The sequence below is a fragment of the Kosakonia sacchari SP1 genome (assembly GCF_000300455.3).
GTDB classification, from domain to species: domain Bacteria; phylum Pseudomonadota; class Gammaproteobacteria; order Enterobacterales; family Enterobacteriaceae; genus Kosakonia; species Kosakonia sacchari.
This window is the reverse complement of the sequence record NZ_CP007215.2, coordinates 298,096-320,744: the sequence shown is the minus strand read 5'-3', so window position 1 is coordinate 320,744 and position 22,649 is coordinate 298,096. Positions and strand designations below refer to the sequence as shown.

General features: G+C 54.3%; 23 protein-coding genes and 1 pseudogene. 3 read left to right on the top strand and 21 right to left on the bottom strand.

What is annotated here, in order from left to right:
• Positions 1-59: 59 nt before the first annotated feature.
• The 3 genes from C813_RS24450 to C813_RS47295 all read right to left on the bottom strand — a co-directional run bounded on the left by C813_RS24450 (position 60) and on the right by C813_RS47295 (position 2,262).
• Positions 60-755 (bottom strand): pirin family protein, encoded by a 696-nt coding sequence (locus tag C813_RS24450; RefSeq protein ID WP_017459556.1) that lies wholly within the window; start codon positions 753-755, stop codon positions 60-62.
• A gap of 123 nt (positions 756-878) precedes the next feature.
• Positions 879-1,916: an oxidoreductase gene (locus tag C813_RS24445; protein ID WP_017459557.1), complete on the bottom strand. Its 1,038-nt coding sequence runs from the start codon at positions 1,914-1,916 to the stop codon at positions 879-881.
• Positions 1,917-1,944: 28 nt separating this feature from the next.
• On the bottom strand, positions 1,945-2,262 hold the full coding sequence (locus tag C813_RS47295; protein ID WP_158512901.1) for a hypothetical protein: 318 nt from the start codon (positions 2,260-2,262) through the stop codon (positions 1,945-1,947).
• Here C813_RS47295 and yhhY point away from each other — a divergent pair.
• Positions 2,239-2,730, top strand: coding sequence for an N-acetyltransferase (gene yhhY / locus C813_RS24440; protein ID WP_017459558.1), 492 nt, complete (start codon positions 2,239-2,241; stop codon positions 2,728-2,730). The genes C813_RS47295 and yhhY overlap by 24 nt on opposite strands.
• 35 nt (positions 2,731-2,765) lie before the next feature.
• Here the strand turns inward: yhhY and ggt are convergent, their stop codons facing one another.
• The gene (gene ggt, locus C813_RS24435) at positions 2,766-4,526 is read right to left on the bottom strand and encodes a gamma-glutamyltransferase (protein WP_017459559.1); all 1,761 of its coding nucleotides are present in this window, start codon (positions 4,524-4,526) and stop codon (positions 2,766-2,768) included.
• A gap of 119 nt (positions 4,527-4,645) precedes the next feature.
• Between ggt and C813_RS24430 the strand changes: the two genes are divergently transcribed.
• Entirely contained in the window at positions 4,646-5,059 is a 414-nt protein-coding gene (locus tag C813_RS24430; protein WP_017459560.1) for a DUF2756 family protein, read from the top strand.
• Here the strand turns inward: C813_RS24430 and ugpQ are convergent.
• From ugpQ to livK, 12 genes and pseudogenes are all read right to left on the bottom strand, one after another.
• Positions 5,056-5,796: a glycerophosphodiester phosphodiesterase gene (ugpQ, locus tag C813_RS24425; protein ID WP_017459561.1), complete on the bottom strand. Its 741-nt coding sequence runs from the start codon at positions 5,794-5,796 to the stop codon at positions 5,056-5,058. The genes C813_RS24430 and ugpQ overlap by 4 nt on opposite strands.
• Complete coding sequence (locus C813_RS24420) at positions 5,793-6,866, bottom strand: sn-glycerol-3-phosphate import ATP-binding protein UgpC (RefSeq protein WP_017459562.1); 1,074 nt, start codon at positions 6,864-6,866, stop codon at positions 5,793-5,795. The genes ugpQ and C813_RS24420 overlap by 4 nt, the downstream gene beginning before the upstream one ends.
• A 269-nt stretch (positions 6,867-7,135) precedes the next feature.
• A complete protein-coding gene (gene ugpE, locus C813_RS24415; protein ID WP_017459563.1) occupies positions 7,136-7,981 on the bottom strand; it encodes a sn-glycerol-3-phosphate ABC transporter permease UgpE in 846 nt (281 codons plus the stop codon).
• Positions 7,978-8,865 carry a sn-glycerol-3-phosphate ABC transporter permease UgpA gene (gene ugpA, locus C813_RS24410; protein ID WP_017459564.1) on the bottom strand — a complete coding sequence of 296 codons (888 nt, stop codon included), beginning with the start codon at positions 8,863-8,865 and terminating at the stop codon, positions 7,978-7,980. Before ugpA ends, ugpE begins: the two co-directional genes overlap by 4 nt.
• Before the next feature lie 99 nt (positions 8,866-8,964).
• Entirely contained in the window at positions 8,965-10,281 is a 1,317-nt protein-coding gene (gene ugpB, locus C813_RS24405) for a sn-glycerol-3-phosphate ABC transporter substrate-binding protein UgpB (protein WP_017459565.1), read from the bottom strand.
• Positions 10,282-10,589: 308 nt separating this feature from the next.
• Positions 10,590-10,688 carry a Hok/Gef family protein gene (locus tag C813_RS47455; RefSeq protein WP_238593054.1) on the bottom strand — a complete coding sequence of 33 codons (99 nt, stop codon included), beginning with the start codon at positions 10,686-10,688 and terminating at the stop codon, positions 10,590-10,592.
• Positions 10,657-10,725, bottom strand: a pseudogene (locus C813_RS47450) (DUF5431 family protein); the annotation flags it as partial. The pseudogene C813_RS47450 and the gene C813_RS47455, both read right to left, overlap by 32 nt.
• Positions 10,726-11,012: 287 nt before the next feature.
• Complete coding sequence (gene livF, locus C813_RS24395) at positions 11,013-11,726, bottom strand: high-affinity branched-chain amino acid ABC transporter ATP-binding protein LivF (protein ID WP_017459567.1); 714 nt, start codon at positions 11,724-11,726, stop codon at positions 11,013-11,015.
• Between the two features lies 1 nt (position 11,727).
• A complete protein-coding gene (gene livG, locus C813_RS24390) occupies positions 11,728-12,495 on the bottom strand; it encodes a high-affinity branched-chain amino acid ABC transporter ATP-binding protein LivG (protein ID WP_017459568.1) in 768 nt (255 codons plus the stop codon).
• Entirely contained in the window at positions 12,492-13,769 is a 1,278-nt protein-coding gene (locus tag C813_RS24385) for a high-affinity branched-chain amino acid ABC transporter permease LivM (protein ID WP_017459569.1), read from the bottom strand. The genes livG and C813_RS24385 overlap by 4 nt, the downstream gene beginning before the upstream one ends.
• Entirely contained in the window at positions 13,766-14,692 is a 927-nt protein-coding gene (gene livH / locus C813_RS24380; RefSeq protein ID WP_017459570.1) for a high-affinity branched-chain amino acid ABC transporter permease LivH, read from the bottom strand. The genes C813_RS24385 and livH overlap by 4 nt, the downstream gene beginning before the upstream one ends.
• A 54-nt stretch (positions 14,693-14,746) precedes the next feature.
• Complete coding sequence (livK, locus tag C813_RS24375; protein ID WP_017459571.1) at positions 14,747-15,856, bottom strand: high-affinity branched-chain amino acid ABC transporter substrate-binding protein LivK; 1,110 nt, start codon at positions 15,854-15,856, stop codon at positions 14,747-14,749.
• 487 nt (positions 15,857-16,343) lie between these two features.
• Here livK and panM point away from each other — a divergent pair, with 487 nt between their 5' ends.
• Positions 16,344-16,727: an aspartate 1-decarboxylase autocleavage activator PanM gene (panM, locus tag C813_RS24370; protein WP_025263814.1), complete on the top strand. Its 384-nt coding sequence runs from the start codon at positions 16,344-16,346 to the stop codon at positions 16,725-16,727.
• 225 nt (positions 16,728-16,952) lie between these two features.
• On the opposite strand, the gene C813_RS24365 is transcribed toward panM, so the two are convergent.
• The 5 genes from C813_RS24365 to ftsE form a co-directional block, all read right to left on the bottom strand.
• Complete coding sequence (locus tag C813_RS24365) at positions 16,953-18,056, bottom strand: branched-chain amino acid ABC transporter substrate-binding protein (protein WP_017459573.1); 1,104 nt, start codon at positions 18,054-18,056, stop codon at positions 16,953-16,955.
• 241 nt (positions 18,057-18,297) lie between these two features.
• Positions 18,298-19,563, bottom strand: coding sequence for a 4-aminobutyrate--2-oxoglutarate transaminase (locus C813_RS24360; protein WP_017459574.1), 1,266 nt, complete (start codon positions 19,561-19,563; stop codon positions 18,298-18,300).
• 236 nt (positions 19,564-19,799) lie between these two features.
• Positions 19,800-20,657: an RNA polymerase sigma factor RpoH gene (gene rpoH, locus C813_RS24355; RefSeq protein WP_017459575.1), complete on the bottom strand. Its 858-nt coding sequence runs from the start codon at positions 20,655-20,657 to the stop codon at positions 19,800-19,802.
• A 270-nt stretch (positions 20,658-20,927) separates the two neighbouring features.
• Positions 20,928-21,986 carry a permease-like cell division protein FtsX gene (gene ftsX, locus C813_RS24350; RefSeq protein ID WP_017459576.1) on the bottom strand — a complete coding sequence of 353 codons (1,059 nt, stop codon included), beginning with the start codon at positions 21,984-21,986 and terminating at the stop codon, positions 20,928-20,930.
• Positions 21,979-22,647 (bottom strand): cell division ATP-binding protein FtsE, encoded by a 669-nt coding sequence (ftsE, locus tag C813_RS24345; protein WP_017459577.1) that lies wholly within the window; start codon positions 22,645-22,647, stop codon positions 21,979-21,981. The genes ftsX and ftsE overlap by 8 nt, the downstream gene beginning before the upstream one ends.
• Positions 22,648-22,649: the final 2 nt, after the last annotated feature.

The window sequence follows — 22,649 nt, the reverse complement described above, 5'->3', positions numbered from 1 at the left end:
CGGACAACGCGCAACCTTCCGGCCAAAACCAGGAGGTTGCGTCATTTATTTAACCAACATCATACCGGCGGCAGATCGAACAGCAGGATTTCACTGTCGCTATCGGCATGCACCGAGATAGCCTGCTCATCCCAAATTGCCAGACCATCACTGGTGGTGGCTTTTGTCCCGTTGATGGTGACTTCGCCTTTAACTACCTGAATCCACACGCGGCGCTCGGCGGCGATCTGGTGGACAGACTGTTCGTCTTTCTGCAGCGCCCAGCGGTAAAGCTCCATATCCTGATGCACTTTCAGCGAACCATCACGCGCATCCGGCGACAGTACCAGCTGTTTGCCCTGCACCGCATCAAAGCGACGCTGTTCATAGCGCGGCGTGATCCCATTAGTTTCTGGAATGATCCAGATTTGATACAGGCGCAGACGGTCGGTTTTGCTCGGGTTGTATTCCGAGTGACGCACCCCAGTACCGGCGCTCATAATCTGGAACTCGCCCGCAGGAACTTGCTCTTTGTTGCCCATACTGTCCTGGTGTTCAACGGCACCTTCCAGTACATACGTCAGAATTTCCATGTCTTTGTGCGGGTGAGTTCCAAAGCCCTGGCCTGCATCGATAACGTCATCGTTAATCACCCGCAGTGCCGAGAAACCCATAAAATTTGGGTCGTAATAGTTGGCAAACGAGAAAGTGTGCCAGGAATCCAGCCAACCATGATTTGCATGGCCACGGTCATTTGCTTTGCGTAAGAAGATCATGTTTTTTACCCCCGTATGTTTTCGATGGAGTAAGTGTGGACGCAATCGGCCAATGATCATAGAGGGTGAAAATTGACTCCTCTGTTCAAAAAAAGTGAACAAGTTATGAGGAGCCTTTTTCGGTTATTTCGCGAGGGTTACCGTGGCAGGAGAAGCCTGTTCAAAGGCGCGTTCCAGCAGTTCAAGGTTGGTGAGAACTTCAGATTCCTTGACGTAATTTGGCGCACCGTTTGAAAGCGTTTCGTACAACGCATCATAGACGCGTCCGTAGTCGCCAGTTTCCGGGGCTATCTCTTCCCGCACCGTTTCACCCGCCGCATTCACATATTCCAGAACGCCCTTGCTGTCGTCGGCGGCAAAACCGGGTTCGCCCGGCATGATATTGGCTTTCAGGCTGGTTTCCTGCTGGTCGATACCGTATTTAATAAACGACCCTTTGGTGCCATGGACGATAAATTTCGGGTAATCAATCTTCACCAGATGGCTGGTTTTGACGATGGCTTTTAAATCGCCGTAAAACAGCTGGGCTTCGAAAGTATCGTCCGGGTTGGCTTTATTGCGCAGGCTACGGATGTCATATGCGGCGTGATCCGGGCGGCCAAACAGCGAAATGATTTGATCCATCGTATGCACGCCAAGGCCATAGAATGAGCCGTCCTGCGGCAAACCTGGCTTGGTTTCCGCAACCGGGCGGAAGTAGTCAAAATGGCTTTCGATTTCCACGATGTTGCCGAGTTTTCCGCTTTCAATCGCCTTTTTGGTAGTGAGGAAGCAGGAGTCAAAACGGCGATTCTGATACGGCGTTACCGTCAGGCCTTTACTTTTCGCCAGCTCAAACAGCGTGACCGCTTCCGCCATTGTTGGGGTGAACGGTTTTTCCACCAGCACATTTTTCCCTGCTTCCAGTGCGCGCTTCGCGTAGTCGAAATGGCTGTCGGCATGGGTACAGACGATCACCAGTTTTACCTGCGGATCATTAAAGATGTCGTCAATATCGCTGGTGAAGTGAATATGTTGATACTGCGGATGCTGCTCTTCCGGCTTCGGATGGCGGCGAAAAATGTGCGCCACATGCCAGCTGTCTTTGCGGTGCAGAATATAAGGGAGGTGATAACGGGTGGTGCTTTTACCAAAGCCGATAAAGGCGCAATGTAGAGTCATAATCCAGTCCTTATCAAGGTGACTCCTGTTACCTTAGCGCATCTGCAAAGGCGCTGTCCCTGCCCCTTTTCTCAAAAGACTTTTGAAAACTGGTGGTAAATTGCGGGCAAAAAAAAGCCAGCACGCGGCTGGCTAAGAAATACTGGAAGCAATGTGAGCAATGTCGTGCTTTCAGGATTACCGCAACGGTTTCCCTGAACGCATGGCAATAATAATCATTATCATTCGCACTTGTCCACTTTTTTTTTGCAAAAAATGGCAGTTGACGCTTCGCCAGAAAGCCAGGAAGGTAGCTATCTACCCCATCAACAGGAGAAGCAGGATGAGTGAGATAGTGGTACGCCATGCCGAAGCGCGCGATGCAGAATCTTTACGTCAGTTTTATGCGCAACCCGAGGTGTACCATAACCTGCTACAGCTACCTCATCCCCCTGCTGAACTGTGGGAAGATCGCCTGAAGCCGCAACCCGGTCGCCGCCAGTTAGTCGCCTGTATTGACGAGCAAGTCGCCGGAAACCTGACGTTAATGGTGGAACAAAACCCGCGCCGCAGCCATGTGGCGATATTCGGCATGGCGGTTTCATCCGCCTTCCAGAACCGTGGCGTCGCCAGCGCGCTGATGCGTGAAATGATTAACCTGTGCGATAACTGGCTGCGCATTGAACGCATTGAGTTAACGGTATTTGTCGATAACGCCCCGGCGCTGGCGGTGTATCGCAAGTTTGGTTTTGAAATCGAAGGCACCGGTAAGCGCTATGCGCTGCGTAACGGCGAATTTGTTGATTCGTACTTTATGGCACGCATGAAAGGCTAAAGAAATATCCTCTCCCCAACGGGGAGAGGATTTGTTCAGTATCCGGCGGTTAAATCATCTACTGAACGCGGATCCGACGCGCCATACAGCGTACCGTCCGGCCCGACCATAATGCTCTGCGTACTGCCCATCGCTTCCTTCACCGACACTTTTTGCCCTTTCTGCTCAAGCAGTTTTAGCGTGTCCGGGCTAAAGCCTTTCTCGACGCGCAGTTCATCCGGCAGCCATTGATGATGAAAACGCGGCGCATTAGTAGCTTCGGCAACGTTCATACCAAAATCGATGCTATTCACCACCATTTGTAGCACCGTGGTGATAATTCGGCTGCCGCCGGGGCTGCCGGTTACCAGCCAGGTTTTGCCATCTTTCAGCACAATGGTTGGCGACATTGAAGAGAGCGGACGTTTGCCCGGCCCAATCGCATTCGCATCGCCGCCTACCAGCCCGTAGACATTCGGCACGCCCGGTTTGGCAGAGAAATCATCCATTTCATTATTCAGCAGAATGCCGGTGTTGCCAGCAACAATCCCGGTGCCGAATACCGTATTCAGCGTATAAGTGACCGCAACCGCATTGCCGTCTTTATCCACCACTGAGTAGTGCGTGGTTTGGTTACTTTCGTAAGGTTCCAGCTTGCCGGGGCGGATCTGGCTGGAGGGGCGCGCTTTGTTGACATCAATCTGCGCGGCAATCGATTTGGCGTACTCTTTGTTGGTTAACGCCTGCCACGGCACTTTGACAAAGTCCGGGTCGCCCAGATATTCCGAACGGTCGGCATAGGCATATTTCTCCGCCTCGGTCATCACCTGCATCGCATCCGCGCTGCCAAAGCCGTACTTCGCCAGATCGAAGTTTTCCAGGATATTGAGGATTTCCACGATATGAATTCCGCCTGAAGAGGGCGGTGGCATGGAGTAAACCTCGTAACCGCGATAGCTGCCGCTTATCGGCGTGCGCTCCACGGCTTTGTAGTTGGCTAAATCCTCTTTGGTAATAAGCCCACCATTTTTGCTCATCTGCTGGGCGATTTGCTCAGCAATCGCGCCTTTGTAAAAGGCGTCCGGGCCTTTCTCCGCAATCATCTCCAGACTTTTGCCGAGATTGCTTTGCACCAGCTTGTCGCCCTTTTTCAGCGGCTCGCCGTCTTTCCAGAAAATGGCTTTGCTGGTTTCGTGGTTGGGCAACACTTCACTGCCATAGGTTTTCAAATCGCCCGCCAGCGCATCGTTCACCACAAAGCCCTGTTTTGCCAGCTTGATGGCTGGCTGCACCACTTTGTTCAGCGGCAGCGTGCCGTACTTTTCCAGCGCCAGCGAGAACCCCGCAACGGTGCCGGGTGTGCCGGACGCCAGATGGGAAGTCAGAGATTTTTTACTGTCCGGGTTGCCCTGATCGTCGAGAAACATATCGCGTGTCGCGCCAGCGGGTGCCATTTCACGGAAATCAATCGCCGTAACGTTCCCTTCTTTGCTGCGAATCAGCATGAAGCCGCCACCGCCAAGATTACCAGCCTGCGGGTGCGTGACCGCCAGCGCGTAACCAACTGCCACCGCCGCATCCACCGCGTTACCGCCCTGCTTGAGAATATCGACACCGACGCGCGTGGCGGTTTCATCCACCGAGGCAACCATGCCCTGTTTCGCCACCACCGGATGGAAGACATCGGCTTCAACCCCGTAAGACACAGGAGGCGGCGCGGTTGCCTGCCCTTCTGGCGGCGCCGCCGCAACGCCAAAACATCCTCCCGCCATCAGCGCGGCAATCGCCAGCCAACGCGCAAACTTCTGTTTCATCATCGTCATTCTCCCGAGTAAGGGCTACAGTCCCCGCTTAAGCCTGGTTCACAACTCTTAAAAATGCATTGTCACAAATGAAAGCGAGTAAACTGATAGGAAACCTCAATGGAGGACAAACGATGAAACGATTACTGATTCTGGCGGCACTGCTGCCCTTTAGTGCCTTCGCGCAGCCATTAAACACCACCAATGATCCGCACCAGCCGGGGTATGTGATCCCAAGCCAGCAGCGGATGCAGACGCAGATGCTCAACCAGCAGCAGCAACATCAAGGAATGCTGAAACAGCAGATGCAGACGCAAACCCAGCTGCAACAGCAACAATTACAGACGCAGATGAACAACAATTCCCAACGGGTAAGGCAGGCGCAGCCGGGGGAGCTCAATCCCGGCGGCCAGCAAGTGCTCCCCAACAACGGCCCCGGGATGCTCAGCGGGGGAACAACTAGCAGCGGTATGACGCAGCAACATATGCTGCCGCAAACGCAAAACGGCGACATGCTGCAAAGCACGTCGCCGTCGACAACACCTTAGTACTGGAAGTGCGGCCCGATATCGTCGATTTTATCGGTGCAGATGCAGTCAACGCCCCAGCGCAGCAGTTCCGCCGCCCGTGCGGGCTGATTGACGGTATAGACCAGGATGCGCAAGCCCGCATCGCGTAGCATACGCACGCGGGCTTCATCCAGCAGTTTATGGTTCAGATGGATCGACACGCAGCCCAGCCGCTCGGTGAGCGCCTGCCAGTCATCACGCCACTCATCGAGCAGCAAGCCGCGCGGCAGTTCCGGCGCGGCTTGCTGCGCCGCTTCCAGCGCGTCAATTTCAAACGATGAAAGCAGCGGCGGTGTCATCCCGGCCCATAATTCGTGCGCGGCCAGCGCCACCACTTTCCCGGTCAGCGGCCCGGTGCCGGTGGTCGGTTTAATTTCGATATTCGCCATCATGCCGTGCTGGCGGCAGCGCTCAGCCACCTGGGAGAGCAGCGGCAGCGGTTCGCCTTTGAATTCACCGCTGAACCAGCCACCGGCATCCACTTTTAGCAGATCGTTCCACGCCAGTTCGCCCGCGACACCCCAGCCGTTACTGGTACGCTCCAGATTGTCGTCATGCAGCAGGAAAATCTGCCCATCTTTCGACAGTTTGGCATCGAACTCGATCATCGTATGCCCGTAACGCGCGCCAACATCAATGGCGGCCAGTGTGTTTTCTGGTGCCAGTTTACCGCCGCCACGATGGGCGACAATGTGGGGATATGGCCAGTTGCTCATACTCGTTGTCCTGTTTCGCCATCAAATAAGTGCAGGTGATTTTCCGGCAGATGGAGCCACAACGTGCTGCCCGCCGTCGGACGATCCTGATGCGACAAACGCACTACCAGTTTCTGTTCGCCCCAGCGACCATGCGCTAAGTTATCCGCGCCAAGGATCTCCAGCGTGTCCATCACCAGCGGTACACCGCCTGCGGCCTGTGAGCTTAGCGCAATATGTTCCGGGCGGATACCCAGCGTCATCTTGCGGCCTGCATACCCGCGATAGTACCAGTTGATCGGCAGCGCCATGCCGCTCTCCAGCTCAAAGTGCGTCCCAGCGCTGCTGATACGACCATCAAGCAGGTTCATCGCCGGGCTACCGATAAAGCTCGCCACAAAGCGGCTGGCGGGTTTTTCATACACCTCAACCGGCGTACCGATTTGCTCCGCCACGCCTTTATTCATCACCAGCACGCGCTGCGCCAGCGTCATGGCTTCCACCTGATCGTGAGTAACATACAGCGAAGTGGTGTTCAGACGACGATGCAGTTGTTGCAGCTCAAGGCGCATTTGCACACGCAGCTTGGCGTCAAGGTTGGAAAGCGGTTCATCGAAGAGAAACACCGCCGGATCGCGGACAATCGCACGGCCCATCGCCACACGCTGGCGCTGGCCGCCAGAGAGTTCGCGCGGGCGGCGTTTTAACAGGCCCTCTAATTCAAGAATACGCGCCGCTTCCGCGACACGCCCGGCGATATGCTCTTTGCCCATGCCGCGAATTTTCAGTCCCCACGCCATGTTCTCTTCCACACTCATGTGCGGGTAGAGCGCATAGTTCTGGAACACCATCGCGATACCGCGATCTTTGGGTTCCATCTCGGTAACGCGCTGAGTATCAATCCAGATATCCCCGCTGGTTACGCGCTCCAGACCTGCGACCATACGCAGCAGCGTTGATTTACCGCAGCCAGAGGGGCCAACCATCACAATAAACTCGCCATCGGCGACATCCAGCGTCAGCGGCTGAATCACCTGGGTTTTGCCGCTGTCCCAACTCTTGGTGACCGCTTGTAATTTTAATCCTGCCATATAAGGTTGCATCTCTTGATTGTTCGTGAACGTCGCTGGCGGTCATTTTTGCCCAAGGCAAGGCGCGAGCGGCGAAGTTTGGTGGGCCCAAATAAAACGCGAGTAACGAAGCTTTGGGCAAAAATGGCCCCAGCCCTTCGGGACGCGTGCCGAAACCGCGTACTCTGCGTTGTCGGATTTGGACATAGGCCCACTATGTCCATCATCCTCCGCCTTGATTACGCGGTTTCGGCTCAGCGTCGACGTCACGCACAATCAAGGGATACAACCTACTTCTCACTGTCGACCAGGCCACGCACAAACGCGCGCTGCATGGCTAAAACGATAACGACCGGGGGGATCAACGTCAGCAACATAGCTGCCATGACCTGGTTCCATTGCGTGGTGCTTTCACCGCTGGCAATCATGCTTTTTACCCCCGCCACGGCGGTGCCAAGATTGACGTCGCTGATGATCAGAAGCGGCCACAAATACTGGTTCCAGCCGTAGATAAAGGTGATGACGAACAGCGCCGCGAGGTTGGTTTTTGACAGCGGCAACACGATGTCGCAGAAAAAACGCATTGGCGATGCGCCATCAATTCGCGCGGCTTCCATTAACTCGTCCGGCAAGGTCATAAAGAACTGGCGGAACAAAAACGTTGCTGTTGCAGAGGCCATTAGCGGCAGCGTCAAACCGGTATAACTGTCGAGCATTTTCAGGTTCGCTATCACTTCCACCGTTGGGAAAATACGCACTTCAACCGGCAGCATCAGCGTGCAGAAAATCATCCAGAAGAAGAGGTTACGCAGCGGAAAGCGGAACCAGACAATGGCGAAGGCCGAGAGCATCGATACGGCGATTTTGCCGACGGTGATGACAAACGCCATGATGAAGCTGTTGGTCAGCATCAACCAAAACGGTGCGCTATTCGCGCCAATACCGTTGACCCAGATGTTGCGCAGGTTCTCCCACAAATGGGTGCCGGGGACAAGCGTCATTGGCGTGTCGTAAACGGCGTTGATATCCAGCGTCGCCGTTACAAAAGCGACATACAGTGGAAACAGCACCACCGCAATCCCGAGAATAAGCATGATATGGCTGAATAACGTCAGCCCGGGGCGATTCTCAATCATTGGTAGCGCACCTTACTTTCTACATAGCGGAACTGAACTACCGTCAGCACGATCACCAGAAACATCAGCACTACCGACTGCGCTGCAGACGCGGAGAGATCCAGCCCGGCGAAACCTTCGCGGTAAATTTTATAAATCAGTGTTGTCGTCGCCTGAACCGGCCCGCCTGCTGTCGCGGCGTCGATCACCGGGAAGGTGTCGAAAAAGGCGTACACCAGGTTAACCACCAGCAGGAAGAAACTGACCGGCGCAATCAGCGGCAGCGACAATTTAAAGAAGCGGCGGATCGGCCCGGCACCGTCAATGGCGGCAGCTTCGACCAGGGAACGCGGAATCGACTGCAAGGCGGCAAAGAAAAACAGGAAGTTGTAGCTGATCTGCTTCCATACCGAAGCAAAAACCACGAGGAACATTGCCTGACCGCTGTTTTGCGCATGGTTCCAGTCATAGCCAAACTGCGCCAGGAAATGGGTAAGCAAGCCACGACCGGGATTAAAGAGAAAAATCCACAGCACAGCGGCAACCGCTGGTGCAACGGCGTAGGGCAACAGCATCAGCGTTTGATAAATGCGGCTGCCGCGCACTACGTTGTCCACCAGCGCGGCGAAGAACAGTGAGACCAGCAGGCCGCTGAACGTTACCCACGCGCTAAAACGCATGGTGGTCCAGAAGGAATCCAGATAATAGCTGTCGTGAAACAGCGCGACAAAATTATCCAGCCCGACAAACTGGCTGGAGAGGCCGAACGGATCGACACTTTGTACCGAATACCACAGCGCTTCAGCCGCTGGCCAGATAAAGAAAATAATGGTGATCGCCAGTTGCGGTGCAACTAACAGGTACGGGAGCCAGCGCGAACGAAACACCGGACGAGATGAGGACATAAGCAACTCTTTTCAGATAGGCCGGATAGCAACGGCCTACCGTTAAGTAGGCCGTGTTTGTCTGCCGGGTAAGTGCATCTTCCCCGGCAAAGCGCTACATCAAGACTTGGTTGACTGTTCGAAGCGACGCAGCAGCTGGTTACCACGCTCAACGGCGGAATCGAGCGCCTGTTGCGGAGTTTTCTTACCGGTCCACACGCTTTCCAGCTCTTCATCAACAATGGTACGGATCTGCGGCATGTTGCCCAGACGCAGACCTTTGGTGAATGCCAACGGCGGCTTGTTCAGCATCTGACGCGTAGCGATATCTGCGCCCGGGTTCTTGTCATAAAAACCCTCTTTACGCGTCAGATCGTACGCTGCGGTAGTGATCGGCAGATAGCCGGTTTTCTGGTGCCATTCCGCTGCGTTTTCCGGTTTCGCCAGGAAGTCGAGGAACTGGGCAACGCCTTTGTAAGTGGCATTGTCTTTACCCTGCATTACCCACAGGCTTGCACCACCAATGATGGCGTTCTGCGGCGCACCTTTCACGGTTGCGTCATACGGCATCATGCCAACGCCATAATTGAATTTGGCGTAATGGCGAATATCCGCCAGCGAACCAGAAGAGGCAGTAGTAATGGCGCAGTCGCCGTTATAGAACTTCTCAGTGGATTCATCTTTACGCCCGAAGTAGCTGAAGTCGCCTTTTTTGTTCAGCTCTTCCAGCATGGCGATGTGTTTTACCTGCTCCGGCTTGTTGAACTCCAGTACCGCGTCGGTACCATCAAAGCCGTTGTTTTTGGTAGCAACCGGCAGACCATGCCAGGCGCTGAAGTTTTCAATCTGGATCCAACCCTGCCACCCGCTGGCGTAACCGCATTTCATCCCGGCAGCTTTCAGCTTAGCGGTGTACTCAGCCAGATCCTGCCAGGTTTTCGGCGGCTGATCCGGGTTCAGACCCGCTTTTTTAAAGGCATCTTTGTTGTAATACAGCACGGGTGTAGAGCTGTTGAACGGCTGAGAGAGCAAATGACCCGTTTTAGAATCGGTGTAGTAACCCGCAACGGTCGGCACAAACTGGCTTTCATCAAAGTTGATGCCCGCGTCTTTAAACACCTGATATACCGGTTTGATCGCTTTAGACGCCATCATGGTGGCGGTACCGACTTCATAAACCTGCAAAATCGCCGGTGCATTACCGGTACGGAAGGCCGCGATACCCGCGCTCAGGCTCTGCTCGTAGTTGCCTTTATAGATCGGTACGATTTTGTAATCCGGGTGGGTGTCATTGAAACGTTGCGCCAGGGAGTCAACTTCTTTACCTAACTCCCCTTCCATCGAATGCCAGAACGGAATGGTGGTTACCGCCATGGCGTTGCCTGCAAAGACTAACCCCATCGCCAGACCCAAAGCTGTATGTCGTAACGTTGTCATTGTGCTCTCTCTTGTTATGCGGATGCGCGATTTCACGCGTTTTTATGCTCGCGAGGTAACATGACATGCTCGAATTACAGAAAAATAACCATTTAATTACAAGTAGATGACAGCCGGGCGTCAGGAAAATGTCGCCAGGATGATGGTACGGTGAAGGAAAAATGGCGGTTAATGGGTGGTGCCGTCGCGTTTTTGAAAGGAAAAAGGGCTTCCCTGTTAAACAGAGAAGCCCTTTGTAAAGGCGCTAAGAGGTATACACATCACCGTTTCCCCTGAAAAGGCAGGGATTTCTCCCTGCCTCCAGGTTGCTACTTACCGGATTCGTAAGCCATGAAAGCCGCGACCTCGCGGAACCCATCTTTGTAACGAATTTCGCACAGCGATTTCCGTGTCAGAAAAGTGAATATCAGCAGTGTGAAACACATGATAAACACGCACCAGATAAGGGTTCCTTGTGGTAGCTTCATAGCCTGCGGCTCCTTGCCTTTCGGCGGGTAAGAGGCTACTCTACATGTGACTAGCATATAGACAGGCCTCGTTGGTTAATTGAAAAATGACCTTCGGGGCTTTCTTCTTTCTGCCGCACAACTTTTTACCGTCATGAGGCAAAAAGCCTCAAGCGCCACCCGCATCATATCCCATCAAGCCGTCTGGTCGCATCGCAGGAAAACGTTTTTAAGACAAAAAACCGGCCCTTGCGAGACCGGTTTAAATGCTATTACATCAACAAGTTACCCGCCAAGGTAAGCGCTGCGCACCGCTTCGTTCGCCAGTAACGCGTCGCCGGTGTCTTCCAGCACTACATGGCCGTTTTCCAGTACATACCCGCGATCGGCGAGCTTCAGCGCCTGGTTAGCGTTCTGCTCCACCAGGAAGATGGTCATTCCTTCTTTGCGCAGTTGCTCAATGGTGTCGAAGATTTGCTGAATAATGATCGGCGCAAGACCCAGCGAAGGTTCATCGAGCAGTAACAAACGCGGCTGGCTCATCAGCGCGCGCCCAATCGCCAGCATCTGCTGCTCGCCGCCGGACATGGTGCCAGCGCGCTGAATGCGGCGCTCGTGCAGGCGCGGAAACAGTTCATAAACCCTTTGAATACGCGTCTGATACTGCTCGCGGTCGGCGAAAAAACCGCCCATCGCCAGGTTCTCTTCCACGGTCATGCGTGAAAAGACGCGGCGGCCTTCCGGCACAATTGCCACGGCTTCGCGCATAATTTTCGCGGTCTGCCAGTCGGTAATATCTTTGCCATCAAACACAATGCGCCCGCTGCTGGCGCGCGGATCGCCGCACAGCGTGCCAAGCAGCGTGGTTTTCCCCGCGCCGTTGGCACCAATCAGCGTCACGATCTCGCCCTGGTTAATATGCAGGCTGACATCATGCAGTGCCTGGATTTTGCCGTAGTGAGCGCTAACTTTGTCAAAAGATAACATCGCGTTTTCCATCTTATGCCTCACCCAGGTATGCGCGGATCACGTCCGGATTGTTACGAATCTCTTCCGGCGTCCCGTTCGCCAGCGGCGTGCCCTGGTTCACCACATAAATCCGGTCGGAAATGCCCATCACCAGCTTCATATCATGCTCAATCAGCAGGATGGTGGTGTTGTGATGGTTACGCAGTTCGACAATCAGCTCGTCCAGCTCTTTGGTCTCTTTCGGGTTCAGACCGGCGGCTGGTTCATCAAGCATCAGGATTTCCGGCTGCGTCACCATGCAGCGCACAATCTCCAGACGGCGCTGATCACCATAAGCGAGGTTGCTGGCCTGGCGGTTTGCGTGCGCTAACAAACCAATGCGATCCAGCCAGGTTGCGGCGCGATCCAGCGCTTCACTCTGCGCGCGGCGAAACGCCGGTGTTTTCAACAGACCGGAGAAAACCCCGGTTTTGAGCTGCTGATGCTGTCCTACCAGCAGGTTTTCAATCACCGTCATTTCGCGAAACAGACGCACATGCTGGAAAGTCCGCACCACGCCCATACGGGCGATTTGCTGTCCCGGCAGCCCTTCCAGGTGCTGATCACGCAGCATAATGGTGCCGCCCGTCGGTTTATAGAAACCGGTCAGGCAGTTAAACACCGTGGTTTTGCCCGCGCCGTTCGGGCCAATCAGCGAAACGATCTCCTGCGGGCGCAGCTCTAACGACACATTGTTGACAGCCAGCAGACCGCCAAAGCGCATCATCAAACCGTTTACGGATAACAGTGGCTGACTCATGCCTGCTCTCCTTTCGCTTGCCCGTTTTTTAATTTCAACTGAGGACGGGTCATCGGCAGCAAGCCTTGCGGGCGCCAGATCATCATCAGTACCATCAAACCACCCAGCATCAACATGCTGTATTCATTAAAGTCACGCATCAACTCGCGGGAAACCACCAGCAGGATAGCCGCGAGGATCACCGCGAACTGCGACCCCATACCGCCCAGCACCACAATTGCCAGCACAAACGCCGATTCGGCGAAAGTGAACGATTCCGGGCTGACAAAGCCCTGGCGCGCGGCAAACAGTGTACCGGCAAAACCGGCGAACGCGGCGCTGATGGTAAAGGCCGTCAGCTTAATGCGAGTCGGGTTCAGGCCGAGCGAGCGGCAGGCGATTTCATCTTCGCGCAGCGCTTCCCACGCGCGCCCCAGCGGCATACGCAGCAGACGGTTAATCACAAACAGCGTCAGTACCACCAGCAGCAGCGCAACCAGGTAGAGGAACACCACGCGGTCACTGGGGTCGTATTCAACATGGAAGAAGTTGCTGAACGTATCCCAGCCACCTTCACGAGCGGTACGGCTGAACTCCAGACCGAACAGGGTCGGTTTGGGGATCTGGCTGATGCCGTTCGGGCCACCGGTGATTTCGGTGTTGTTCAACAACAAGATACGGACGATTTCGCCGAAGCCCAGCGTCACAATCGCCAGATAATCACCGCGCAGACGCAGCACCGGGAAGCCCAGCAGGAAACCCGCGGCAGCGGAAACCAGCCCCGCCAGCGGCAGGCACGTCCAGAAACCGAGGCCGTAATAGTGGTTGAGCAGCGCAAAGGTGTACGCGCCGATGGCGTAAAAACCGCCGTAACCCAGCACCAGCAAACCGGAAAGCCCGACCACCACGTTCAGCCCGAGGCCGAGGATGATATAGATCATCGTCATGGTGGCGATATCCACCGTGCCGCGTGAAACGACAAACGGCCACGCCACTGCAATCACCAGCAGCGCCAACAGGAACAACTTCTGTTTAAGCGTAGAGCCATCAATCGCCGGCAGCACGAATTTCGGCCCGGAAACGCCCTTCAGGCTTTTCTGGAATACAGGCCGCAACAACTGGAAGAAAAACACCACCGCCGTGCCGATGAAGATCCACTGCCAGCGAATATCCGCCGCAGTATCAACCACCAGTTTGGTGCCGTTCAGCTCCAGTTGAACGCCCATAAAGACGCTCGCCAGCACGAAAAACATCGCCGCCGACAGCAGCGCCAGCGCAAAATGCATCGGTTTCATACTTTTTCAACCTCCGGGCGGCCGAGGATGCCGGTCGGCATTACCAGCAGCACCACAATCAACAGCGCGAACGACACCACATCTTTGTATTCGGTGCTCAGATACGCCGAAGAGAGAGATTCTGCGACACCCAGAATCAGGCCGCCGATCATTGCGCCTGGAATGCTACCGATTCCGCCCAGCACCGCAGCGGTAAACGCTTTCATCCCGGCCATAAAACCGATATACGGGTTGATAACGCCATAGAATTGACCAAGCAGTACGCCCGCAACCGCCGCCATCGCTGCGCCAATCACAAAGGTCAACGCGATAACCCGGTCAGTGTTTATACCCAACAGGCTTGCCATTTTCAGGTCTTCCGCACAGGCGCGGCAGGCGCGCCCCATGCGGGAGTAGCGGATGAACAGCGTAAGCGCCAGCATAGCCACAAACGTCACAATCCAGATAACCAGCTGCATGGTGGTGATGCTTGCCGAGAAGTGTTCACTGCTGCCGACAACCCACTGGCCGTTAAACAGGCTGGGTAGCGCCACATCACGGGAACCTTCGGTCAGGCTGACGTAGTTTTGCAGGAAGATAGACATGCCGATGGCGGAAATCAGCGCAATCAGGCGCTTGGAGCTGCGCACCGGGCGATACGCCACCCGCTCGATACTCCAGCCGTAAGCGCTGGCAATGATAATGGCACCGACGAAACCGGCCGCGACCAGCAGCCAGCTGGAATCGATACCCATCATCATCAGCGCGGCGATGATCATAAAGGAGACATAACTGCCGATCATATAGACCTCGCCATGGGCAAAGTTGATCATGCCGATAATGCCATAAACCATGGTGTAACCAATGGCGATCAATGCATAGGTGCTTCCCAGCGTGACGCCGTTAAACATCTGCTGCAAGAAGTAGAGAAACTGCTCGGACATAACGTAACCTTCTAAAATCTCCCGAAACATTGCGCCCCAGGAGAGGGATGACAGTTATTTCGCCACGGACGACGAACCATCGGCGTGCCATTGGAAGACACCGAATTCAAATCCTTTCAGATCGCCTTTTTCATCCCAGTTCAGCGGCCCAATCACGGTTTTAGCCCCGTTGGCTTTTAAATCTTTAATCAGCGCCAGCGGCTCACTGCTGCCGGTGCGCTCCAGCGCGGTGGCCAGCGATTGCACGGCGGCGTAGGTGATCCACACATACGGACCGCTCGGATCTTTCTTCTCGGCTTTCAGCGCTTCGACAATGCTCTGGTTCGCCGGATCCTGGTCATAACGCTTCGGCATCGTCACCAGCATGCCTTCTGCCGCAGTCCCCGCGATATTTGACAGCGAGGCGTTGCCCACGCCTTCCGGTCCCATAAATTGGGTTTTCAGACCGCTGGCGCGCGCCTGGCGCAGGATTTGTCCCATCTCCGGGTAGTAACCACCGTAGTAGACGAAGTTGATATTTTCTTTTTGCAGACGCGCCACCAGCGCAGAAAAATCCTTCTCACCGGCGGTGATACCGTCAAAGAACACCACATTCGCGCCGCCTGCTTTTAGCCCTTCCTGCACGGAGCGTGCAAGGCCTTCGCCGTACTGCTGCTTATCGTGAATGATGGCAATACGCTGCGGTTTCACGGTGTTCAGGATGTACTTCGCGGCGGTTGGCCCCTGCGAGGAGTCCAGCCCGGCGGTACGCATAATGTGTTGATAGCCGCGTTGCGTCAGCTCCGGGTTGGTCGCGCCGGGCGTGATCATCAGGATGCCTTCGTCTTCATAGATATCTGATGCGGGCTGTGTTGATGATGAGCAAAGATGGCCAATTACATATTTCACACCGTCATTGACGATTTTATTCGCCACGGCAACGGCTTGTTTTGGGTCACAGGCGTCGTCATATTCCACGGCGACCAGTTTGTCGCCCTTGATCCCGCCCTTAGCGTTAATATCGTGGATAGCCTGGCGCGCACCGTTGAACTCCATATCGCCCCACTGGGCAACCGGACCGGACATCGCACCGACAACCGCTACCTTAATATCCTTCGCCATGGCCGCGTGAGACATCGCAAGTGCTACTATCCCCGCGATTAATGTCTTCGCGTTCCTTTTCATTGTTGTAAATCCCCATTCGTGATGTCGTGTTTACACTTCCTGCCTCAGGCAGCCGGAACGTTGGTTTGCTGTTGCCTGAATTATTCGTGTAATAATTTTGTTTTATTATGGTTAAAAAGCATTCTGTACTTTTAATGCACAACGCTATTTTTACCAGTGCCTTTAATGGTTTAGCGCAGTTTTTTAGCAAAAACCAGACTAAATCCTCTATTTTTCAGGCTATTAAGCAGAGATAATATTCTGTATTTCTTCTGAGATAAACAAAAAAAGCCCCGACACCAGCATAAAATAACGGCATATAAAGCGGAATAAAACGCTACCAGTTAGGTTAAAATCCTGCCTGTTTTTCGATCTCCAATGTTTAACACTACGCCAACTGCTGCGGCAAAATTATTCACCTGTCGGATGAAAAATAAAAAACGATCGAACCCTGCCATGCGAAATTGATTACACTCACACAATGTTTTGCATTTTGGACAAGCTGTACATGAAATTGACTATCGTCCGACTGGTGACCTTCACCGAACAGGATCATATTGATTTAGCGAAAGTCTGGCCGGAATACTCCTCTGCATCTCTTGACGTGGATGACACTCACCGTATCTACGCCGCGCGTTTTAATGACCGTCTGTTGGCTGCCGTTCGCGTGACGCTACTTGGCGTCGAAGGGGCGCTGGATTCCCTGCGCGTGCGCGATATCACTCGTCGTCGCGGCGTGGGGCAATATCTGGTGGAAGAAGTGATGCGCGATAACCCGTCGATCACCAGCTGGTGGATAGCCGATATCGGCGTCGAAGACCGGGGCGTAATGGCGGCTTTCACCCAACGACTGGGATTTACCGCGCAGGAAAACGGCTGGGAAAAACGATAAAGCCCGCGCTGCGGATGTGCCTGCTGGCGTTACGCTTATCAGGCTTACGTTGGTTCTGGTAAAACAGCAAAAAGGCCGGATTACCCCTGGTAACCCGGCCTTATTAATTAATGCTGACCTGGACTTTCGCATCGCAGGAAGGCGGAAAATTCGCTCATCCCCGGAAACTGACTAAAGTAAGTGACCGGGGACTGCGGCGCGAAAGACGACAGTTAGCTTAGAAAATCACTTCGCGTCAGTCGCTGTACCGTTCGCATGCCAGGTAAACACACCGAACTCAAAGCCTTTCAGATCGCCCTTCTCATCCCAGGACAGCGGCCCCATTACGGTATCCACTGAGTGGCCTTTCAGATAAGTTGCGATAGCCGCCGGATCGGCGGACTGACCCAGGCCTGCAGCAAGGGATTGCAGCGCGGCGTAAGTGGTCCATACAAACGCGCCGCTTGGATCCTGTTTCTTCGCTTTGATCGCATCCACAATCGGTTTGTTCGCTGGAACCTGATCATAGTTTTTCGGTTTGGTGACCAGCATACCTTCTGCGGATTCACCGGCGATGTTAGACAGGGAAACGTTCGCCACGCCTTCCGGTCCCATAAACTGGGTTTTCAGACCAGCTGCGCGAGACTGACGCAGGATCTGCCCCATTTCCGGGTGGTAACCGCCGTAGTAAACAAAATCGATGTTCTCTTTTTTCAGGCGCGCAACCAGCGTAGAGAAGTCTTTCTCGCCGGCAGTGATACCGTCAAAGAACACCACGTTCGCGCCGCCTTTTTTCAGCCCGTCCTGCACTGCACGCGCCAGGCCTTCACCGTACTGCTGTTTGTCATGGATAACGGCGATGCGCTGCGGCTTCACTTTCTCCAGAATGTATTTCGCTGCGGTCGGGCCCTGGTCGGAATCCAGACCGGTGGTGCGCAGCGTCAGTTTGTAACCACGCGCGGTCAGCTCAGGCGCCGTCGCCGCAGGCGTGATCATCAGAATGCCTTCGTCTTCGTAGATATCAGACGCCGGCTGGGTAGAAGAGGAGCAGAGGTGACCGATAACGTATTTAATGCCGTCATTGACCACTTTGTTGGCGACCGCCACCGCTTGTTTCGGGTCACAGGCATCGTCATATTTTACCGCAACCAGTTTGTCGCCTTTAATCCCGCCTTTGGCATTAATATCGGCGATAGCCTGTTCCGCACCGGTAAACTCCTGGTCACCGTACTGCGCAACCGGACCGGACATCGCCCCGACAACGGCAACTTTGATATCTTTGGCGAATGCCACGTTGCTCATTGCTAACGCAATACATCCTGCCAGTAACGCTTTGCCCTTCATTTTCATCCTGAGTTTCCCCATTGTTATGGTTATTGCATTTGTTGTGATGTTGTTGTGTGGCACATTATTTCGCTTATTGTCATAAGCAAAGAATATGATAGTAGTTTTTAACCGTTCTGCCGATGCCTGAGCAGCATACTCTGCTAAAACATACCCCATTTTTCGGAATATGGAATAACAATTTTGAAGGTTGTACGACAGACCGATGACAGAAAATGAGAAAGCCGCCCATCAGGCGGCTGAATAATTAATCCGTCAGCGACTGGGAGAGAATATCCAGCGCCTTGCGGAACTGAACTTCCGGAATGGTTAACGGGTAGAGGAAGCGAATAACGTTGCCGTAAACCCCGCAGCTCAGCAACAGCAGCCCGTCCGCCAGCGCTTTTTCCTGCACCTGTTTAGTAAATTCAGCAGATGGCGCGCCGGTTTGCGGATCGTTAAATTCCACCGCCACCATGGAGCCCTGTGCACGGATATCAGCGATATAGGGGCATTGCGCTTTTGCGCGGTTCAGCACTTCCACCAGATGTTGACCCAGATGGTTCGCCCGTTCGCAGAGATTTTCTTCTTCAATCACGTCCAGCACCGCATGTGCCGCCGCGATAGCGAGCGGATTGCCCGCATAAGTGCCGCCCAAACCACCCGGTGCAGGCGCATCCATCACCTCCGCACGCCCGGCCACCGCCGAAAGCGGCAAACCACCGGCAAGACTTTTCGCCATGGTGATTAAATCCGGTTTCACATCGTAATATTCGCTGGCAAAGAGCTTACCGGTGCGGGCAAAACCGCTCTGCACTTCGTCAACGATCAGCAGAATACCGTGGCTATCGCACAACGTGCGCAGCGCCTGCATAAAATCATTCGGTGCGACGTTAAAACCGCCCTCGCCTTGTACGGGTTCCAGCAGAATGGCGGCCACCTGATCCGGCGCGATATCCGCTTTAAAAATACGTTCCAGGCTTTTCAGCGCCTCGTCAGTGCTCACACCGTGCAGCGCGTTGGGATACTGGGCGTGGTAAATCGAACCGGGGAAGGGGCCGAAACCAATTTTATACGGCGCGACTTTGCCGGTGAGCGCCATGGTCATAAAGGTGCGACCGTGGAAACCGCCGCCAAAGGTGATAATTCCGGGGCGTTTGGTATAGGCGCGGGCAATTTTAACGGCGTTTTCCACCGCTTCTGCGCCAGTGGAGAAAAACGCTGTTTTTGCCGGGCCAGCAACCGGCACGCGTTCGTTAATACGCTCCGCCAGCGAGACATAGCTTTCGTAAGGAACAATCTGATAAGCGGTATGGGTAAATGCCTGCAACTGTTTTTCTACCGCTGCCATTACTTTTGGATGCCGATGTCCGGTGTTAAGCACCGCGATCCCGGCGGCAAAGTCGATCACTTCGTTCCCTTCTACATCCCACAGCGTCGCGTTTTCCGCTTTTTCGGCGTAAAAACCGCACATCACCCCAATGCCGCGCGGCGTCGCCTGTAAACGGCGCTGATTCAATTCGTTGTTCTTCACCTTGATTGCCCCCTGTCTGTGTATGCCCGCTTACCAAGTATATAGCGCCTTTGATAAAGCGATGTTTTACTCAGTCTCGCGCAAGCGCAGGGACACCGACAGGACAGCTTTTCTGCCGCGTTGTGACAGAAGCCGAATGAACGCGTGATGATGTGAGAGTGGTGGTGGCGGGATAATTCAGATAATAAAAAGCCGGGTAAGACTTGCGCCGACCCGGCTTATTCACTGCAATACGCTTACGCTTCGATAGCGGCGCGCAGTTTTTTCATTGCGTTCTTTTCAAGCTGACGCACACGCTCAGCGGACACGCCGTAGCGATCGGCCAGCTCCTGCAAAGTAGTCTTGTTATCTTCGTCCAGCCAACGGGCACGGATGATCTGCTGGCTGCGCTCGTCGAGCCCCTGCATCGCATCGGTCAGCTTATTGGCCGCCTGCTCTTCCCAGTTATCATCTTCAATGCCATCGGCAAAGTTGGATGATTTATCCTGCAGATAGAGCACCGGTGCCATCGGCTGGCTGTCGTGCGCGTCGTCATCGGAAGACATATCAAACGTCATGTCCTGCGCCGCCATACGCGACTCCATTTCACGCACGTCTTTGCTGGTCACGCCCAGTTCACGTGCGACCATTTCCACTTCGTCCTGGTTAAACCAGCCAAGACGTTGTTTAGCTTTGCGCAGGTTAAAGAACAGCTTACGCTGAGCTTTGGTGGTCGCGACTTTCACGATACGCCAGTTGCGCAGCACATACTCGTGGATCTCAGCTTTGATCCAGTGCACGGCGAAAGAGACCAGGCGCACACCCACTTCCGGGTTAAAGCGACGCACGGCTTTCATCAGGCCAATGTTACCTTCCTGGATGAGATCCGCCTGCGGCAGACCATAGCCCGAATAGTTACGAGCAATATGAACAACAAAGCGCAGGTGAGACAGAATCAGCTTTTTCGCTGCTTCCAGATCGCCCTGGTAATGCAGCTTTTCAGCCAGTGCCCGCTCTTCATCAGCCGTCAACATCGGCCATGCGTTCGCAGCCCGGACGTAAGATTCCAGGTTACCAACAGGGGCTAAAGCTAAAGTTTGCATTTCTTTGGTCATTCAAATCCTCTCAATTCACTTATCAGCTGGCGGCGGTCTGTCCCCATCAGGCAACAAACATGCCAGCGCTTTTGAGCAACGAGAATAGCATTCACATTTTTATCAGACAGTGATTTTATCCACAAGTTCCTTGTAGGTCTGTGAATAAATTACGCACAAAATGTGACATCAGGATGATAAACCGGAGCAAGGAACCTCAGAAGGGGTATTACGCTTCTTCCCTGCTACGGGAATACTTCACGTGCAGGGAAGGAGTATACCAGAGATTCTTTAGTCCGGAGTAAAGTGACGTAAATGTTGAACCGTTGCCAGCCAGGCGGCAATCCAGCCAATCATCGAACACACCAGCAGCAGCAGCAAGCACTCGTCAAACGACAGCCCGCTAAGCTCAAACTGCGTGCCGAACACTTTCGCCACTTCCGTCACCGCCGACGACAAGCGCATCACCAGGATTTCCGACAGGATCAGCGATAAAAACGCGCCGGAGAAACCGAGCAACGCGCCGCCATACAAGAACGGGCGCAGGATAAAACCATCTGTCGCACCAATCAGTTTCTGCACGTTGATGGTATCGCGGCGGGCGAAAATGCTCAGCCGCACGCTATTGCCGATGACCAAAAACACAGCCGCAACCATCAGCACACCAATCATGGCCGCCACACGCCCGACCAGGCCAGTCAGCGACGCCAGCCGCGCAAACCAGCTGTCATCCATGCGCACTTCATCAATACCCTGAATGCGGGAAATGCGGTCACGCAATGTGTTCAGCGAATCCGTACTCTGAAAATCGAGTTTCGGTACCACCACCGCCACGGCGGGCAGCGGGTTCTCTTCGAGCATATCCAGCGCGCCGCCAAACCCGGACCAGTTACGGAACTCGCCCAGCGCATCTTCACGCGACAGGTAATTCACTTTTTCTACGCCCTGTTCGGACTGGAGTTGCCCCACTACTTGCTGCGCCGCGTTGTCATCCAGCGCTTTATCGAAATAGACGGTGATCTGCGGCGATGGATAGTACTGCGACGCCGCCTGATTAACGTTTTTGTAGACCATGTAACAGACGCTGGGCAACGTCAGGGAGATGGCAATGACCATCACCGTCAGGAACGTCGCCAGGGGTTTGCTTTTCAGATCCTGCAACGCACCGTGCCAGGCGTAGCGTACTTGCTCGTTAAAAACGTTACTCTTACGCGAAGGCGCTTTAACTGGCGCTTTGCCGCGACGCGGCGCATTGCGATTACCCTCGCTGGAGGACGCAGACGATTTGCGAAAACGGTCTAATTTGCTGCCAAACTGCCGAATGTGGTTTAGTGCATCGCGCTTATTCACCCGCCAGGCCTCCATGCAAATGACCGTCGCTCAGGCTCAGCATGCGGTACGAACGACGGGAAATCAGCCCGATATCGTGCGTTGCCATCAGCACCGTTACCCCTACGCGGTTAAATTCTTCAAACAGACGTAAAATCCCTTCAGACAGCGCTTCATCCAGGTTACCAGTCGGTTCATCCGCCAGCAGCACGGCCGGTTTGTTCACCACTGCGCGGGCAATCCCCACGCGCTGTTGTTCACCGCCGGAGAGCTGGATCGGGAAGCTTTTCGCTTTGTCGAGCAGCCCGACTTTATCCAGCGCCGCCGAAACACGACGACGAATATCATCGCCGCTGGCACCCGCGATAATCAGCGGGATCGCCACGTTATCGAACACGGTTCTGTCCATCAGCAGGTGGTGATCCTGGAAAATCATCCCGATTTGACGACGCAAAAACGGCACTTCCCGGTTTTTCAAACGGGTAATATCATGGCCGCCGAAGAGGATTTTCCCGGCGCTTGGCCGCTCAATCCCACAAATCAGCTTCAGCAGGGTACTTTTCCCCGCACCAGAATGCCCGGTCAGAAAGGCCATCTCGCCCTGCTGCAGGTGAAAAGTCACCCCCTGCAGCGCTTGTCTCCCACCGAGATAGGCTTTGCTGACGTGTTCAAAGCGAATCATTG

Coding starts and splice junctions, on each gene's coding strand:
- C813_RS24450 (WP_017459556.1), bottom strand. CDS start 755: ATGATCTTCTTACGCAAAGCAAATGACCGTGGCCATGCAAATCATGGT.
- C813_RS47295 (WP_158512901.1), bottom strand. CDS start 2,262: ATGGCGTACCACTATCTCACTCATCCTGCTTCTCCTGTTGATGGGGTA.
- rpoH (WP_017459575.1), bottom strand. CDS start 20,657: ATGACCAAAGAAATGCAAACTTTAGCTTTAGCCCCTGTTGGTAACCTG.
- ggt (WP_017459559.1), bottom strand. CDS start 4,526: ATGATGAAACAGAAGTTTGCGCGTTGGCTGGCGATTGCCGCGCTGATG.
- C813_RS24430 (WP_017459560.1), top strand. CDS start 4,646: ATGAAACGATTACTGATTCTGGCGGCACTGCTGCCCTTTAGTGCCTTC.
- ftsE (WP_017459577.1), bottom strand. CDS start 22,647: ATGATTCGCTTTGAACACGTCAGCAAAGCCTATCTCGGTGGGAGACAA.
- ugpA (WP_017459564.1), bottom strand. CDS start 8,865: ATGTCCTCATCTCGTCCGGTGTTTCGTTCGCGCTGGCTCCCGTACCTG.
- ugpE (WP_017459563.1), bottom strand. CDS start 7,981: ATGATTGAGAATCGCCCCGGGCTGACGTTATTCAGCCATATCATGCTT.
- livF (WP_017459567.1), bottom strand. CDS start 11,726: ATGGAAAACGCGATGTTATCTTTTGACAAAGTTAGCGCTCACTACGGC.
- livH (WP_017459570.1), bottom strand. CDS start 14,692: ATGTCCGAGCAGTTTCTCTACTTCTTGCAGCAGATGTTTAACGGCGTC.
- C813_RS24445 (WP_017459557.1), bottom strand. CDS start 1,916: ATGACTCTACATTGCGCCTTTATCGGCTTTGGTAAAAGCACCACCCGT.
- livK (WP_017459571.1), bottom strand. CDS start 15,856: ATGAAAAGGAACGCGAAGACATTAATCGCGGGGATAGTAGCACTTGCG.
- livG (WP_017459568.1), bottom strand. CDS start 12,495: ATGAGTCAGCCACTGTTATCCGTAAACGGTTTGATGATGCGCTTTGGC.
- yhhY (WP_017459558.1), top strand. CDS start 2,239: ATGAGTGAGATAGTGGTACGCCATGCCGAAGCGCGCGATGCAGAATCT.
- C813_RS24385 (WP_017459569.1), bottom strand. CDS start 13,769: ATGAAACCGATGCATTTTGCGCTGGCGCTGCTGTCGGCGGCGATGTTT.
- C813_RS24365 (WP_017459573.1), bottom strand. CDS start 18,056: ATGAAAATGAAGGGCAAAGCGTTACTGGCAGGATGTATTGCGTTAGCA.
- panM (WP_025263814.1), top strand. CDS start 16,344: ATGAAATTGACTATCGTCCGACTGGTGACCTTCACCGAACAGGATCAT.
- C813_RS24420 (WP_017459562.1), bottom strand. CDS start 6,866: ATGGCAGGATTAAAATTACAAGCGGTCACCAAGAGTTGGGACAGCGGC.
- ugpQ (WP_017459561.1), bottom strand. CDS start 5,796: ATGAGCAACTGGCCATATCCCCACATTGTCGCCCATCGTGGCGGCGGT.
- ugpB (WP_017459565.1), bottom strand. CDS start 10,281: ATGACAACGTTACGACATACAGCTTTGGGTCTGGCGATGGGGTTAGTC.